Annotated in this window: 12 protein-coding genes; 2 read left to right on the plus strand and 10 right to left on the minus strand. The window is 64.7% G+C overall.

What is annotated here, in order from left to right; genetic code table 11:
* The 6 genes from crtI to D1Y84_RS05925 form a co-directional block, all read right to left on the minus strand.
* The gene (crtI, locus tag D1Y84_RS05900) at nucleotides 1-1,551 is read right to left on the minus strand and encodes a phytoene desaturase family protein (protein WP_124847695.1); all 1,551 of its coding nucleotides are present in this window, start codon (nucleotides 1,549-1,551) and stop codon (nucleotides 1-3) included.
* Nucleotides 1,552-1,805: 254 nt separating this feature from the next.
* On the minus strand, nucleotides 1,806-3,368 hold the full coding sequence (gene hemG / locus D1Y84_RS05905; protein WP_124847696.1) for a protoporphyrinogen oxidase: 1,563 nt from the start codon (nucleotides 3,366-3,368) through the stop codon (nucleotides 1,806-1,808).
* Nucleotides 3,365-4,717 carry a ferrochelatase gene (locus D1Y84_RS18370; protein ID WP_370245721.1) on the minus strand — a complete coding sequence of 451 codons (1,353 nt, stop codon included), beginning with the start codon at nucleotides 4,715-4,717 and terminating at the stop codon, nucleotides 3,365-3,367. The genes hemG and D1Y84_RS18370 overlap by 4 nt, the downstream gene beginning before the upstream one ends.
* Before the next feature lie 192 nt (nucleotides 4,718-4,909).
* On the minus strand, nucleotides 4,910-6,124 hold the full coding sequence (gene hemE, locus D1Y84_RS05915; protein ID WP_124847697.1) for a uroporphyrinogen decarboxylase: 1,215 nt from the start codon (nucleotides 6,122-6,124) through the stop codon (nucleotides 4,910-4,912).
* 279 nt (nucleotides 6,125-6,403) lie between these two features.
* On the minus strand, nucleotides 6,404-6,862 hold the full coding sequence (locus D1Y84_RS05920) for a cupin domain-containing protein (RefSeq protein WP_158615339.1): 459 nt from the start codon (nucleotides 6,860-6,862) through the stop codon (nucleotides 6,404-6,406).
* Between the two features lie 253 nt (nucleotides 6,863-7,115).
* Nucleotides 7,116-8,000, minus strand: a complete 885-nt coding sequence (locus D1Y84_RS05925) for an oxidoreductase (RefSeq protein WP_199726364.1) — start codon at nucleotides 7,998-8,000, stop codon at nucleotides 7,116-7,118.
* Nucleotides 8,001-8,136: 136 nt separating this feature from the next.
* On the opposite strand from D1Y84_RS05925, the gene D1Y84_RS05930 reads away from it, so the two are divergent.
* Complete coding sequence (locus D1Y84_RS05930; protein ID WP_158615340.1) at nucleotides 8,137-8,697, plus strand: TetR/AcrR family transcriptional regulator; 561 nt, start codon at nucleotides 8,137-8,139, stop codon at nucleotides 8,695-8,697.
* A gap of 241 nt (nucleotides 8,698-8,938) precedes the next feature.
* Here D1Y84_RS05930 and D1Y84_RS05935 read toward each other — a convergent pair whose 3' ends face one another.
* Nucleotides 8,939-10,207, minus strand: a complete 1,269-nt coding sequence (locus D1Y84_RS05935; protein ID WP_158615341.1) for a nitrous oxide reductase family maturation protein NosD — start codon at nucleotides 10,205-10,207, stop codon at nucleotides 8,939-8,941.
* A gap of 353 nt (nucleotides 10,208-10,560) precedes the next feature.
* On the opposite strand from D1Y84_RS05935, the gene D1Y84_RS05940 reads away from it, so the two are divergent.
* Complete coding sequence (locus D1Y84_RS05940; protein WP_124847702.1) at nucleotides 10,561-10,800, plus strand: hypothetical protein; 240 nt, start codon at nucleotides 10,561-10,563, stop codon at nucleotides 10,798-10,800.
* Between the two features lie 57 nt (nucleotides 10,801-10,857).
* On the opposite strand, the gene arsB is transcribed toward D1Y84_RS05940, so the two are convergent.
* The 3 genes from arsB to D1Y84_RS18110 all read right to left on the minus strand — a co-directional run bounded on the left by arsB (nucleotide 10,858) and on the right by D1Y84_RS18110 (nucleotide 15,247).
* Nucleotides 10,858-11,982, minus strand: a complete 1,125-nt coding sequence (gene arsB, locus D1Y84_RS05945) for an ACR3 family arsenite efflux transporter (RefSeq protein ID WP_305000440.1) — start codon at nucleotides 11,980-11,982, stop codon at nucleotides 10,858-10,860.
* A gap of 114 nt (nucleotides 11,983-12,096) precedes the next feature.
* A complete protein-coding gene (locus D1Y84_RS05950; protein WP_124847703.1) occupies nucleotides 12,097-13,770 on the minus strand; it encodes a hypothetical protein in 1,674 nt (557 codons plus the stop codon).
* Nucleotides 13,771-13,918: 148 nt separating this feature from the next.
* Nucleotides 13,919-15,247, minus strand: coding sequence for an acyltransferase family protein (locus tag D1Y84_RS18110; protein WP_199726365.1), 1,329 nt, complete (start codon nucleotides 15,245-15,247; stop codon nucleotides 13,919-13,921).
* Between the last annotated feature and the right edge of the window lie 66 nt (nucleotides 15,248-15,313).

Here is a 15,313-nt window from a genome sequence, read left to right on the forward strand (position 1 = left end):
TCAGCTTACAGTCTCGTACACAGAGTCGGGAGGCGGGGTGCCGATGGCAACGGGCTCGGTGTTGAACTGGGGTTCAATATCGAGGTCCTCTAGCAACAGGCGCGCGGTAATGCGGGCGGATTCGAAGATTACGGGAAGACCGCTGCCGGGGTGGGTCCCGCCGCCGACAAGATAAACGCTGTCGAGATCTTCGAAACGATTATGCGGTCGGAGGTGCAGCATCTGCCGCAGGGAGTGGGACATGGAGAAGGTTGCGCCGCGATAGAGGCCGTAGTCGTCGGTCCAGTCAGTGGGCGTGAGGATCTTCTCGGTGCGGATGCGGCGCTCCACGTCGTGAATCCCGATCTTCTTCATCTGCTCGATAGCGAGAGCACGGAAGCGTGGCTGCTCGGCCGCCCAGTCCACCGAGCCGGTGTCGTGGGTGACGGGCAGCAGAACGTATAGGGTGCTCATGCCATTGGGCGCCAACGTGGGGTCGGTCACGCAGGCATTCTGCACATAGAAGGAGGGATCGGCGGAGAGGCGGTGGTTCTCCTCGATGTCGCGCAGGCCTTCACGGTAGTTTTTCGCGAGATAGATGGTGTGGTGGGAAAGGTCTTCGTACATGCCTTCGATACCGAGGTACATCATGAATGTCGAGCAGGAGAAGCGCTTCTTCTGAATTTTCTTGTCGGTCCACTTACGGCGCAGCTTATCGGGGACCATGGTGCGCATGGCGTCGGCGAAGTCGGCGTTGATGACGACCGAATCCGCAGCGAGCGTGCGCTCCGAAGTACGGACGCCCACAGCCTTGCGGCCTTCAAAGATCAGGCCTTCCACGGGCTCATTGAGCAGGATGCGCACACCAAGCGAGCGGGCGACTCGGGCCATGGCCTCGGAGACAGAGCCGCAGCCGCCGATGGGATGGAAGACGCCGTGCTCGTACTCAAGGAAGGACAGGATCGAGAACAGCGACGGGCAGGAGAACGGGCTCATGCCGAGGTACTTGGACTGAAAGGAGAAGCCGAGGCGGATGCGCTCATCGTGGAAGTAGGACGAGAGCTCGCTGTCCAGGGATCGCCATGGGCGCAGAAGTGGGAGCAGGCGCAACATGTCCGGGTGCACGAGGTCGCGCCAGGATTCAAAAGGCGCTTCCAGAAACGGGACAAACTTCTCGAGCTTAACGCGGTTCTCGTTCATGAACCGGTAGAAACCCTCGGCGTCGTGGGGTGAAAGCTTGCGGATTTCGGCAGCCATGCGTTCGACGTCGGGGGTGGCGAGGAGCTCGCCGCCGGCACCGTAGACCAGGCGGTATTGCGGATCGAGACGCTCCATGGGAATTTCGGCTTCAAGATCGAAGCCTGCAGACGCAAAGATCTCGCGCAGTACGCGGGGGTAGAGAAAGAAGGTTGGACCCGTGTCGAATTTAAAACCATCGCGGTGAATGGTGGAGGTGCGTCCGCCGACGTGCGAGCGTTTCTCTACAACGGTGACATCGACACCCGAGCGCGCAAGCAAAATAGCTGCGGCCAGGCCGCCGGGCCCGGCACCTACAATTGCGACCTTCTTCATTCGACCATCCTTGAAACTGCAACCCTTGCAATGCCTGGTGCCACGATCCGTGGCTAGCGTTTCCCAATCTAAACAGATGCAACAAAGCTTGGGGAGAAAGAGGGGCAGCCGAAATGGTATGCACTTTCGCGATACAGGAAAGCCGAGATGCGCGGATGTGTGGGGCGGTATGCAACCTATTTACGCGTGAGGTTTACGCGTGAGGCGCAAGGGTCGCGATCCGTTTCCGGCGCCGGCCGCGGGTAGCGGAATGATTACGATCGCGCCGAGGCAGCCTGCACGGCAGCCCGGGCTGCCTGCTGACCATGGTGTACGAGCGCGGGCAGGCCAACGCCCTGGTAGGCATTGCCGGTGAGCACAAGTCCGGGCAGGCGCGCGATGTGCGCCTGGAGCTTGCGCATACGCCCGGGGTGGCCGACGCGATACTGCGGCAGAGACAAAGGCCACCGGCGCACCACCGTGTGCAGGGGCGGGGGCAGTGGGCCGAGCAGGAGTGAGAACTGGCGGTGCGCAGCAGCGGCAATGCGTTGATCGTCCCAGTGGAGCATGCGCGGGGCGGCGTGGCCGCCGAAGAAGCCGCGCAGGAACACTGCGCCGGAGGGTGCGCGGTGATGGAACTTCTGGTGCATGAAGGTGCCGGCGAGCAGCTCAGGATCGTCGTGGAGGGTGCGCGCGGGTGGGACGAGGAAGCCGAAACCACGCGGGATACGGAGTTTCGCGGAGGACTCGGGGGAGAAGCAGAACGCGACCACGATGGCCGAGGTGGCTTCCATGTGGAGCAGCGTGGCCGCTTCGGTGTCAAGTGGAGCGAGCAGCGCGCGGGAAACGTGCGCGGGTGTGGCGAGGATGACGGCGTCAAAAAAATCGCTGGCGGGCGCTGGCTGATCAGGCGCCGCGGAGGACGCGAAGTGTGAGACCGAATCGTTGGCCGTGGTTGAGCTCGTGGTGACGATCCAGCGTGCGGGATCTCCCACTTGGGCAAGCGCGATCACCGGGGTGTTGCGGCGGATGCTTTCGGGTGGAAGGGCCGCGGCCAGCCGGTCGATAAGGGTGGAGAGACCGGAACGCAGGGTGGTGAAGACGGGCGGGGGTGGCTTGCCTTCCGCTTTTTGCTTCTCGATCGCGGCCATGGTCGGTGCGATCAGTGAGCCGTGCTCTCGCTCCAGACGAACAAAGGGGGCAAGCACGGCGCCGGCAGAGAGCGTGTCGATGTCGCCGCCGAATACGCCGGCGAGCAGGGGGCCTGCGACTTTTTCAGTAGCCTCGTCGCCGAAGTGCCGGTGCACAAAGGAGCGGACGGATTCATCGAAGTCGTCGGGGCGGGATTGCGCTTCGCGCTTGAGCTCTTCGGCGCGTTTGGGCTCGCGGAGGTAGGCGAGACGGGCCTGCCAGGAGAAGAGCGGCGACTCGAGGATGGGGAGCCAGCGGGTGGGCACCATCATGCGCATGCCGTCAGGCATGGGTTGCAGGGTGCGGCCCTGCACGAGGTAATTACGGCGGACAGAGTCGTTGGAGGGGATGATCTCGGGCCCGAGGCCGAGCTCGACCGCGAGGTCGTAGGCGGCGGACTTGTCGGAGACCCAGGAGTCCGGGCCGCACTCGATGGTGAAGCCTTGGTGATGGACAGTCTCAACGGTGCCGCCGAGGCGATCGGTGGCTTCGAACAGGATGAGTTGGACGGTGGGGTCTTTGGAGAGTTCGTAGGCGGCGACAAGGCCAGCCATGCCGGCGCCGATAACGGCGATGCGGCGCGGGTACGCCTGGTCCACGGCCGGGGCTTTTGTGGGGGCGGAGGGTTGGGCCGGGTGCTTGCTCATTGAGGGGCGAGCTGCGTGGAGGATTGAGGCCGGGCGGAGGGAATGGAGTTGGAGGGTGCGGCGGCCGGCTGGTCAAGGCGGGCAAAGGCACGCCTGGCGAGATCGACCAGGGCCTCGGTGAGGATAGGTGAGTCGTTAAGGGAGGGTGGACGGAGCAAACGCATGCCGAGGTTTTCGGCGAACTCGCGGAAGGCGATGTCGATGTCGTAGAGGATCTCGACGTGATCGCAGAGGAAGCCGATGGTTTGCAGCACCACGGCTTTTGCGCCTGCGGCGTGGAGGGCGGTGAGGGTGTCTTCGACAGTGGGGCCGATCCAGGGACCGCCGGCCATGCCCTGGCTCTGGAACGCGAAGCACCAGCGGTCGTCGGACAGGCCGGGGGTACGGGCCACGATGTTGGCGGCCGTGTGCTTGGCTTCCACCGGGTAGGGGTCGGGCGTGGGGATGGGCTTCGACTGGTCAAGCGCCGCGTCGATGGAGGAGCGACGCCACTGGCCGGGCGGGGTGGGCGGCGCGGACGGCGAGGTTGGGAGCGCCGAACCAGCGGCGGGCGAGGAGCTGTCGCCTGGGGTGGAGAGGGCGGCAGACGGGGTAGTGTGTGGGAGGGCCTGCGGCAGGTGGCCGGGCGCCGGCGGCGCGTTCGGATCGGGCTGTCCGGGGCGCAGGGGCGCGACGCCCTCCGCTGGAATCTGGATGGTGCGGCAAGGCACGGAGTGGGCGGTGAAGAGCACGGTCGCTGGAGTCTCGCTGCCGAGTGTGTGGGCGAGCTGGTCGGCCTCTGCGAGCACCGGGGCGAGCCGCTCGGCGAAGGCGTCCGCGAGCAGGGGGTGGTCGGCCCACCCCTCGGTGAAGTCCATGCGGATGACATCGCCCGCTTCGGCGAAGGCGGCGCGGCGATACAGGCCGACGGAGGTGCGGGAGTTTTGCGGGGCGAGGCAGAGCACGGCCGCCTCGGTGATGCCGTCGGAGCGCATCTGCTTCACGACGTCGGCGATGTAGGGCTTCCAGTTGCGCATGCCTACGTAGACCGGGAGACCGAGCGCTTCGCTGAGCAGGCGACCCTGTTCGAGGGTGAGCGCGGTGAGCGGACTTTTGCCGATGAGGCCATAGCGGTGAGTGATTTCGTCGATGACGGTTTGGGGCATAGGGCGGCCGCTGACGACGTTGCTGAGGTATGCGGGGATGTCGGCGAGCTCGTCGGGGGTGCCGTGGGCGAGCAGGAGGACGGCGCGGCGGGCGGAGGCCTGGGGATGGCTGGGGGTGTGGTCGGGACTGGGCTCCGGGGCAGGCGCGGAAGTAAGACCTGAGCCAGGGGCGGAGCCGTCGGGGGTCGTTGTCGCGTCGGCCATGGATGCTTCCCTTTCGTGTGGATCGTGTGCTGCCGGCGCGGGGTGGGTCGCGCTGCCGGCGGGTGAGAGGCTGGCGTCCGACGGGCTTGAACGGCTCGAGTCGAGGCTCGCCATATTCGTTCTGCCGGTTAGTTCTGCGGGTCAGTTCTGGGGAGCAGATCTGGGGAAGGATCGCCCGATCCTCTCTGCGGACTAAGCCTGCGGACGTTGGGAAAGCCTTCGGACGGTGTGGACGACGTGCTGAACGTGTTCGACGGGGGTGCCGGGCACGATGCCGTGGCCGAGATTGAAGATGTGACCGGGGCGGTTGTCGGCCTCGGCCAGGATGGCGGCGACGCGGCGGTCGATGAGCGCGGGATCGGCGAAGAGGGTGATGGGGTCGAGATTGCCCTGCACGGCGCAGCGGTAGTCGAGCTCGTGCCACGCCTTGGCGAGCGAGATGCGCCAGTCCAGGCCCAGGACGTCGGCGCCGGTCTCACGCATTGCGGGCAGGATGGTCGCTGTGTCGACGCCGAAGTAGATGACGGGAACGCCCATGCGCTGCACCTCGCGGACGAGAGTGGTGGTGATGGGGAGAACAAATTCGCGGTAATCGGCGGGCGAAAGGGCGCCAGCCCAGGAATCGAAGATCTGGAGCACGTCGGCGCCAGCGTCGACCTGCTGCCGCGCGTACTGGACGAGGACGACGACGAGCTTCTCCAACAGGAGCTGCCAGGCCGCCGGGTCGCGGTACATCATGGTCTTGGTGTGGATGTACTGGCGCGAGCCGTGGCCTTCGATCATGTAGGAGGCAAGGGTAAAGGGCGCGCCGATGAAGCCGATGATGCCAAGAGCGTCGGTGGTGTCGTCGTGGGTGCGGTGCTGGAAGTGGGCGGCAACTTTTTCGATGGCTTCGGCGACGTAGCCGAGTTCCGCAGCACGGTCAGTGCGGAGGGCGTCGACGGCCTCGCGGGAGCGGACGGGTGCGTGCACGACGGGGCCTTCGCCGGCGAGGAACTCAAAGGGCAGGCCCATGCACTCGAAGGGCAGCAGGAGGTCGGCAAAGATGATGGCGGCGTCGACGCCCAGCTTTTCCGCGGCGGTGATGGTGACCTCGGCGGCGAGCGCTGGCTGCTTGCAGATCTCAAGCAGCGAGTGGTGCTTGCGCACTGCCTGGTACTCGGCCATGTAGCGGCCCGCCTGCCGGAGGAACCAGACGGGGGTGCGATCGACCGGCTGGCGGAGGCAGGCACGGACGAAGCGGGAAGCGCGCTCCGTGGAGGCTTCGGGCGCGGAAGCCTGGTTCGGCTCGGCCGAGAATGTCGTCGCCGGTGCGCTGGTGGACGGTGCACCGCCGATGGATCCGATGCCGGAACGGGCCTGCAGATCAGGGCTGAGTGCGGGGGCTGCCTTGGTGAAATCGCTCATAAATGGACCGTCTTTGAGGGTAGCACCGGGCCTGTGGCGTGCTTTCACTGCATGAAGAGGCGCGGTCCCCGGCTTCTGTCCGTGAGCACTGGCAAGGTGATGTTTATGCGCGCAGCCGGCGGCTGGGCTGAGACCAGGAGCGTGCGCTGCTGGATTGTTTCGGGCGCCGGGATATCGAGGATGGGGCTCTGTCGCCCTGGCAACGAACCAGCCTGCGGCTTCGGACCGGGACGTGCTTCCTGCATGGTCACCGGGACCGGTTACACGCCTTTTCGGCTGCTACGGAATGAGCGTGACAACTTCCGACACAGGCTGGAGAGTCGGTGCGGGCAGCGTCGGATAGAAAATGCCGAAGGTTGCCGAGTAGTCGATCATCGATTGCAGGTCATGCGGAAGGATGTAGCGGGAAAGCCCTTCGAGAAAGTGGTCGAAGCGATCGCCGCCGCAGATGAACTGAATGGTGCCGGGCGTGTCGCCGGAGTTGCGGAAGCAGTGCACGCCGCCACGCGGGGCGAGCACCATGGCGCCGGGCGGAATCTCGGTCCAGGCTTCGCCGTTGAATAACTCGAACCGGCCCGAAACGACCGAGAAGATCTCGTCCTCATGCCGATGCGTATGTGGGGGCGTCCCGGTGTCGGGGTCGCAGGTCTGGCGCCCGACTGAGAACATTCCGCCGGTTTGCTCACTCAGAACAAGCAGCTCTACGGGCTGCCCGAAGATATCGAAGTGCGTCTGCATAAGGACTCCTTGTGCAAGCGTTGTGCGTGCTCCCGGGAGCTTCGCATACGGATGCGGGACGTGCCTAGGCATATTCCGTCGATACTTCAACTGCTCGGCGTGCCGGCTGCCGGTCGCAGACGGTGGCTCCATTCCCTTCAAACGGGATCACACGTTGAAGCTGCGAGTGCAGGCATGCCGGCACGTGGCTCCTCGACTAAGAGCACGCGACTTTACACGTCCCAGCCCGCTGACAGCTGCGCGTTGCGGAGAATCAGAGTGAGTGTTTCGCGGCAGGGTTTTCGTTGGTGCTTACCTTGGAGCCTGTGTCGAAGTTGGTCGAGCGGGTGACGGTCTCCCACGCGGTGAATTCGGTTTGCAGGGAGTCCAGTTCCTTTCGCACATACTCCAGGGCATCGGGGCCGAGCAGCAGGTGGAGGGGTGGCTCCGGCACCAGCAGAAAGTCGGCAATGGCATTGCCGGCCCTGGCGGGATCGCCTGCCTGCTGGCCGCTTCTCGCCTGGCGCGAGGCCCGGATGGGATCGAAGATGGCGTCGTAGTCGGCGATGGAACGCTCGGCGCGCACCATGGAACCACCGGCCCAGTTGGTGCGAAACATGCCGGGTTCAACGGCTGTGACGTGGATGCCGAGTGGGCGCACCTCCTTGGCCAGCGAAGACGAGATGCCTTCAAGTGCAAACTTGCTGCCGTGATAAAAAGACAGACCCGGCATGGTCATGAGCCCACCCATCGAGGTGACGTTGAGGATGCGGCCAGCGCGCCGAGCGCGCATGTGCGGAAGGACTGCCTTGATCATGGCGACTGCACCGAAGACGTTGACCTCAAACTGCCGGCGCAGGTCGTCCATGGAGCTTTCTTCGAGCGTGCCCTCGTGGCCGTAGCCGGCGTTGTTGATGAGCGCGTAGACAGGGCCGATGCTCTGCTCGATCTCGCTCACCACGGAAGCAAGCTGCCCGGGCGTGTCAGTGACATCGAGGACGCGTGCAAAGGCGGCGCCCGGTTTCACCTGTTCGAACTCCGCCGCGGCTTCGGGCCTGCGTACGGTGCCAACGACCTTGAAGCCAGCAGCGAGCAGCGCCTTAGCGAATGCCTTGCCAAGTCCGCTGCTGGTACCGGTGATGATGACAACCCTTTCCATGTGCATCTGCTACCCCCTGATATTGCTTTCCGATACCGATAGTATCGTTTGTGAGATTGTACGATACTTGCGGTATCGTAAGGAACACAGGAGGCCGGGAACAAAGATGGGCACAATCGGCCGACCAAGAAGCCAGGTGGCTCATGCTGCCATCCTCAAGGCCGCGCTGCGGCTGGTGACAAAGAGCGGCTTTCGCGCGGTGAGTGTGAACGACATTGCCGCCGAGGCGGGCGTGGGCAAGATGACGCTGTATCGGCACTGGCCCAACAAGGCGGCGGTGGTCATGGACGCGCTGCTGGCGCTGATCGGGGAGGAGACGGCTTTCCCTGAAGCAGCAAGCGCGCTTGAAAGCCTGCAGCAGCAACTGCATCGGCAGGTTCGTTTTTTCCGCAGCGCGCGCGGCAACCTTGTCCGCTCGCTGGTGGCGGAAGCGCAAACGGACCGTGCACTGGCAAAAGCGTTTCGCGAGCGCTGGCTCGAGCCGCGGCGGCAAGGCGTGCGCCGCACCCTGGAGTGCGCGATCGCCGAGGGCTCGCTGCGAAATGACTTCGATCTCGACACGGCGATCGACCAGTTGTACGGATCGCTTTACTACCGGCTGCTGCTTGGATCGGGAGTAATGGACGAGCGTTTTGTTGAGGCAACGTTGCAGCAGTTTGTGTCGGGGCATGGAGCGAAGCCGAAGACGCGAAAATGACGGGACGGCTGGAGCGTTGCGCGCGCTCCTCGTTGCACCTGTCTCCCGGCACGCGGAGTGCATTCTGTTGCAATGAGCGGTCGCTCGCAGTTCCCTGCCGGCCAGATTTCGCGCAGCGGCCGCGAGGCTATGGCTAAACGATAGGAGAACTAGAGAAGCGGGTTCTGCTGCGCTCCTGTTATGGACGAGCAGCAGAACCCGGGGCGAGCTTTGTGCAGCGGTTGTGCGTACCAGCGTTCGGCTAGAACAGGCTCAACAGGTTGGCCAGAGGCACCACGGGGGTGGGCATGGACGGTTGCGACCAGATGCCGGTTCCGCTGGACGTGGAGCAGCCGCCGATGGCGGCGAGGCTGCAGTCGCCCCACCAGTTGCCGGTGGCGTCGATGGTGTTTTTGCCGCCGGAGAAGACGCCGAGGTTGGGCCCGAGCAGGTCGTTGAACTGCACCTGCAGGAGCGAGGGGAGATTGGCGACGACGTCGTCCTGCTCGCCGGCGATGATGTTGCCGGAGATCATGTTGCCGGTGGCGGGGCTAAGGGAGAAGACGTTGATGCCGGCGGGGCCGGGCGTGGCGACCTGCCCGGTCTCAGCGCCATTGGCGTAGGAGAGGTTGCCGACGATGGTGTTGTCGTTGAGCACCTGGTCAGGCGCGTGGGCGTGGAGAGCAATGCCGGGGTGGCCGTTGCCGGTGACGATGTTGGCGGCGACGACGTTGCCCTGGTTGCTGGAGTTATCGACCGCGTCGAAGATACCGATGCCGGCGCCGCCGCCGATGCCGAAGCCGTTAGCCTCGCTGAGGTTGCCGTAGATGGTGTTGTTGTAGACGCCAAGTGGCTTGGAGGAGTTGGTGAGCGTGGCGGGGGGATGCGAGGCCATGGTGATGCCGCAGGCGTAGGGGTTGTTTTTGACGGTGTTGAAGGAGACGAGGTTGTGGTGCACGGGGCCGGTGTCATCGGAGATGAGCATGCCGCCGGCGTTACCGGTCACGGTGTTGGCGGTGACGATGATGTGATCGGCGCCGAGCAGGTGGATGCCTTCGCCGCAGTCCTGTGCTTCACCGGGCTCCCATGCGTCGATGCCGACGCAGGAAACGCCGTTGGCAAGACGGTTGTTGTTGAGCACGGTGTTGTTGGAGATGGAACTGGCGGAGGCGTTGGCGACTAGGATGCCTTCGAAGTTGGCGTCCTGCACGGTGAAGCCGTGCACATGCACGCTTTGCAGGCCCGGATAGTCGATGCCATCGACGAAGATGCCGCGTGGGAGCCCCTTGGCCTCGATGGTTGCTCCGAAGCCGACGAGCGTGAGGGACTTGGGAATGGTGACGCTTTCGGCATAGGTGCCGCCCTGGACATAGATCGTGTCCATCGGCTGGGCAGCCTTGATGGCATCGACGATGTGGGCGTAACAGCCCTGGCTGCCGGCCTGGTTGACGCAGAGCGTTGCTGCACTGGCGGTAAGTGCGGAGGACAATGGCACTGCTGCAAGCAGCAGAGAAAGGCAGATGGAACGCATTGGGTTCTTCTCCTTGAGTAGCTCGCTTGAAGAATGGTTCACTTGAGGAATGGTTCGCTCAGGTGACAAGACCATGCCGGATGGCAGAGGCGAGGGGAGCGCCGGCGCCGCGTGTGTTCTGGCTGGTGTACAGTCCGTGGTTGCCTGCTGCGCGCGTGCCCGCCCGGCGAAGTGGGTCCAGTAGAGAGCGGAACGAAAAGAACGGCGCTTGCGCGAGCCATTCTAAGCGCAAATCGTGAAGGTACGCGTGAGAGTCATGGAACTTACTGAAGAGACTGCGCGGGGCGAGAGAAGGGGTAAGTCGATGGCCGGGTGAGTGGTTACCTGCTGACGAGCGCTTTAAGGTGTTTGCCGTGGCCGGTTCTGCAAGCCGGACGTTATTCGTGCCCGGTGTCCATCACTCCAGCGAAGATGCAAATGGACGACCGCCGCTGATGGTCTCGCATGCGCCAACCCTGGCGTGCAGCCCACCGCGGGGTTCAGACCTGCCCTATAACCAGGTCTACCATCGCGTTGACGCCGACCAGCTTCACTTTCTGGCGGTGGACTCACACATCGAGTTTGCGCTGATCGGCGGGACGATTCGCAAGTAAGTGCGGGGATGCAGGATCGCACGCGGGCGCGCGTCAGAGAGCACGTCAGGGAGCACGTCAGGGAGCGTCCTCGACGGGATGCACGGTGAATCCGGTACTGCCTGCGGGGAAGAAGCGGCGGCGGATCCAGAAGGCGACATTGACCAGCCCGATCAGCGCCGGCACCTCGATGAGTGGCCCGACCACGCCTACAAAGGCTTCGCCGGAGTTGAGGCCGAAGATGGCGACTGCCACCGCGATGGCGAGTTCGAAATTATTGCCGGCGGCGGTGAAGGAGAGCGTCGCCGATTGCGCATAGTCAGCGCCGAGCTTCCTGCCCATGTAAAAGCTGACCAGGAACATGATCAGAAAGTAGAGAACGAGTGGGACGGCGATCCGAAAAACGTCGAGCGGCAGCCGCACGATCAGGTCGCCCTTGAGCGAGAACATAACCAGGATGGTGAAGAGCAGGGCCACCAGCGTGAGCGGGCTGATGCGTGGCACAAACCGGGTGCGGTACCAGGCTTCTCCGCGAGCACGGATCAGCAGCGAGCGGGTCGCAAAGCCGGCGACGAATGGAACCCCAAGATAGAGGCCGACACTTTTCGCAATCGGCGCAATGCCGATGGGGACCACGCTACCCTGCAGGCCGAACAAACCCGGCAGAACAGTGAGGAAGAGCCAGGCATACACGCTGTAGAAAAGCACCTGGAACACACTGTTGATGGCGACGAGCCCCGCTACATAATCGCTGTCACCCTCGGCCAGTTCGTTCCAGACCAGCACCATGGCAATGCAGCGGGCAATGCCGATCAGGATCAGGCCGCGCATGTAGGCCGGGTCGCCGCGCAGGCAGAGCACGGCCAGCAGGAACATCAGGACCGGCCCGATAAGCCAGTTCTGCACAAGCGAGAGGACGAGCACGCGCGGATTGCGGAAGACCTCGCCCAGCTTCTCGTAGCGGACCTTGGCCAGCGGCGGAAACATCATGAGGATGAGCCCGACAGCGATGGGGAGATTGGTGGTGCCGCTCTGGAAGTGCTGCACAAAGCCGGCCACGGCGGGGACGAAGTGTCCGAGAGCCACGCCGACGGCCATGGCGAGGAAGATCCAGAGGGTCAGAAAACGGTCAAGGAAGGAAAGCTTTTTGCGCGCAGCCGGGGCACAGGTTTGGCCATGCATTGCTGGTGGGGGGTTGGACATAGCAGGCCTCGTACGGAATGACGTTACGGACTGATTGGAACAGGCGTGTGGCTTCAGGTGCGGCGGCCTGTTTTGCCAGGGCCATTCCGTGGAGGCGGCTGGAGGGGACGCCGGCTACGGCGCCTGCCCGGCCGGGCTTGACTGCGTGGCACGCGTTGCAGGCGTCGCGGCGGCAACGTTGAGCCCCGGGTGTGTGGGCAAAGCGGCAAAGCATTGCTGGAGCAAAACCCAGTCCTGCTGGAACTCAGGCATGGTTTCGCGAAAGTGGTCGCGGGCGAGCAGTGCGTAGGAGACGCGGCCGAGCATCAGGGTGAAGGCGAGTTCCGGGTCGGAGCCGGGGGCGAGGATGTTGGCGGAGGAAAGGCCCACCTTGCGGAACGGAACAGAGGTGGCCGGGCCGGCGTCGCCAGGGGCGAGCCATGGAAGTCCCTGGCTGTCGATCGAGACGGCCGCCTGGGCAAAAGCGGTCGGAAACAGGACCTTACGAATGGCTGCGCGGTGTGGGTGTGCTTCTCGTCCGGGCCGGAGCGAGCCGGCCAGTGCGGGTTCGCCGGGTTCGCCAGTGTTAGTTACAACCGAACTGGTGCCGGCGCTCCCTGGTTCGAACGCGGACAGGATGGCCTGGGCTTCGGGGGAGCTCGCCATGGCGAGGAACTGCTGCCGGTACCGGGCCCACTGGGCGCTGTTGCCGAGGACATTGGCAGTCTCGGTTTGCGTGTCGGGCAGCGTGGGGTGGGCCGGTGCAAGGTCGCGGGCGGCTGGGTGGCTGGCCAGGATGAGGTTGGAGGTGAGCGGCCCGGGTTGAGGCTTGAAGCTGGCCTGGGTGGGTTCAGGCGCGAAGGCCTCGGTCGAGGCAACAGCGTGGCGGGCGTACTGCTTGTAAAGCGAGAAGCGGCCAGTGCAGTAGTAGGCAACAAAGAACGAGCCCGCGACCTCGTGATCGCCGATCAGCGCGGCGGGGATGAGGTACTTCTTCATGTGGAAGCCGTCTTCGGTACCGGAGCGGGCGACGCCGGTGCGCGGCATGTCGCCGGGCTGCTGGGCAAAGTGCAGGGTGTAGAAGTCGAGCCCGGGGTGCCGCACGGCCCAGGTCGTAAAGGAGTGCACGGCGGCCTTGGGACTCATCATGGCGAGGTCGTTGAGCACGTCGCGATGCACGGAGTGAGGAAAGACACTGTTGACCAGGCCGCGCGTGAAGTCGGAACAGTTGTTGGTGAGGGTGCGGTACTGGTTGCGATTGGGCGCGTCGTTGAGGCGGTCGACGATGGCCTGATCCTGGGCCAGCTCGTCCGACGAGCTGGCTGAATGCACAACAAAGAAGAAGAGGTCGCGGTCGATGGTGGAGCCGACGAGATCGTGCCAGTAGCTGTGCGGCTGGTCGGTGCAGGCGTGGTTGCAGACGGGGCGCAGAAAGGTGGCGCGGCCGTGCTGCTCGAGAGCGCGCTTGACGTTGTGCGATGCGTAGAGCAGGCGCTCCCCCGGCACAAGCGAGCCCTCGAGATAGAGCGAGAGCGGCACGATGTTCCAGGAGTAAGGCTGGTCTTCGTGAAAGTCGGGATACATGGTGACGATGGAGCCCTGCTCGCCGGGGGCGCAGAGGCGCGCGTGGACAGGTGTGTCGGCGCAGACGCCGGAAAGGTAAACAAGCGAGTGGCCGGCATGGGTCCACTCCGAGACACCGATCGTGGTGGGGTCGGCCAGTGCGACGCCGATGTCGGCACGGGCGGGAACGGCGGCCAGGGCGCAGAGGGCAAGGAGGCCGAGGGAGAAGCGGCAGCGAAAAGGCATTGAGTAGATTCGATGCGGGAAGCGGGACGGGGTCGCTCTTGTTGGGAGGGGCAGCCCCCTGCGCGAAGCGGTCCCTTCGTGACGGGTTCGCCCTGAAAACCTCCAGGGCTACACGTCACGAAGTGGCCGCGAGCTGCGCAGGTGGTCTTCAGATCTTGAGAAAAATGTGACGGCGGTACAGCACGGCCATGGGGACCCAGCAGACGGCGACAAACGCGAGCGAGAACAGCAGCGAGCCGATGGCCGGGGTGATGCGGTTCTGGAAGAAGTGCTGGTAAACAAAAAGCGAGGCGCCGACACCATGGATGTGAGCGAAGAAGCACCAGCCGGCGAGCAGCTCAGCAAACACATACGAGGTGATGGCGTTGCGGCCGAAAACCAGCAGCGGCGCCCAGGCGGGCCCGCGCCAGCGCTTCACGTCGGCGAGCCAGAAGAACAGGGCAAGCAGCAGCAGCGACCAGCCGCCAGCCCAGAGGACGTAGGAACTCGTCCACATCTTTTTGTTAATGGGCAGGGCGAGGTTCCAGAGGCCGCCAAGCAGCAAAGAGGTGAGCCCGGCGGTGACGAGGCCGGCAAGTTTGCGCTCGGCGGAGTGGCGCGAGCGCAGCCACAGCCCGGTGAGCAGCCCCAGACACAGGGTGCCGATGGCAGGCAGCGTGCTGAGCAGGCCTTCGGGGTCGCGGGTGTGCTCGTAGAGGCGGCCGGGCAGAAGCAGGCGGTCGAGCCACGCGACGAGGTTCTGGTCCTTGTCGAGCAGGGGGATATCGCGCCCGGGCAGGCCGTGGCCGGGAACCGGCACGTAGCGCAGCATGAGCCAGTAGCCGACAAGCGAGAACGCCAGCACACCCGCGAAGACCGCGACGCGACGCGTGTTGTTGCGGGTGAACGCGAGCAGCAGCGAGCCCACTCCGTAGCAGACGGCGATGCGCTGGAGCACGCCATAGATGCGGAGGTGCGCCCAGGGGAACAGCGGGAAGCCGTTGAGGAAGACGCCAATGGCGAACAGCAGCAGGGTGCGACGCAGGGCGTGGGCGAGGAAATCGCGGCGAGCGGCGGTGCGGGCGGCATGGAGAGCCGCTGTTTCGGCAGCAGCGGCTGGCTTGGTGGGGGCACTCGCGGATTCCCGGGCAGCGTCCTGCGCCGCAGTGAGTGCAGCCTCGCGAGCAGCAGGAGGAAGCGCAGGGTCAGGGCTGACCTGCCCGGAAGCGAGGGTGGATTGCGGGGCGGCTTCGGCTTCGCGGCGGGCGTAGGCGAGCACCAGCGAAACGCCGACCAGGTACAGAAAGGTGGGAAAGACCAGATCGGTGGGGGTGAAACCGTTCCAGTCGGCATGCTCGAGCGGGGCGAAGCCGACGCGGCTGTCCCCGGGATCGTTGACCAGGATCATGAAGGCGATGTCGAGACCGCGGAGCAGGTCGACGGAGAGAAGGCGCCCGGAGCGGACGGCCGCTGCGGGCGGACTGGTCAGAGTGGGCATCGGCGGATCCTTTGCGGTGTCGCGATTGGGCGTAGTGGTGCGGGCGGCGCGGACTGCCGAGCATGG

It is taken from the genome of Acidipila sp. EB88 (assembly GCF_003858395.1).
Lineage (GTDB): Bacteria > Acidobacteriota > Terriglobia > Terriglobales > Acidobacteriaceae > EB88.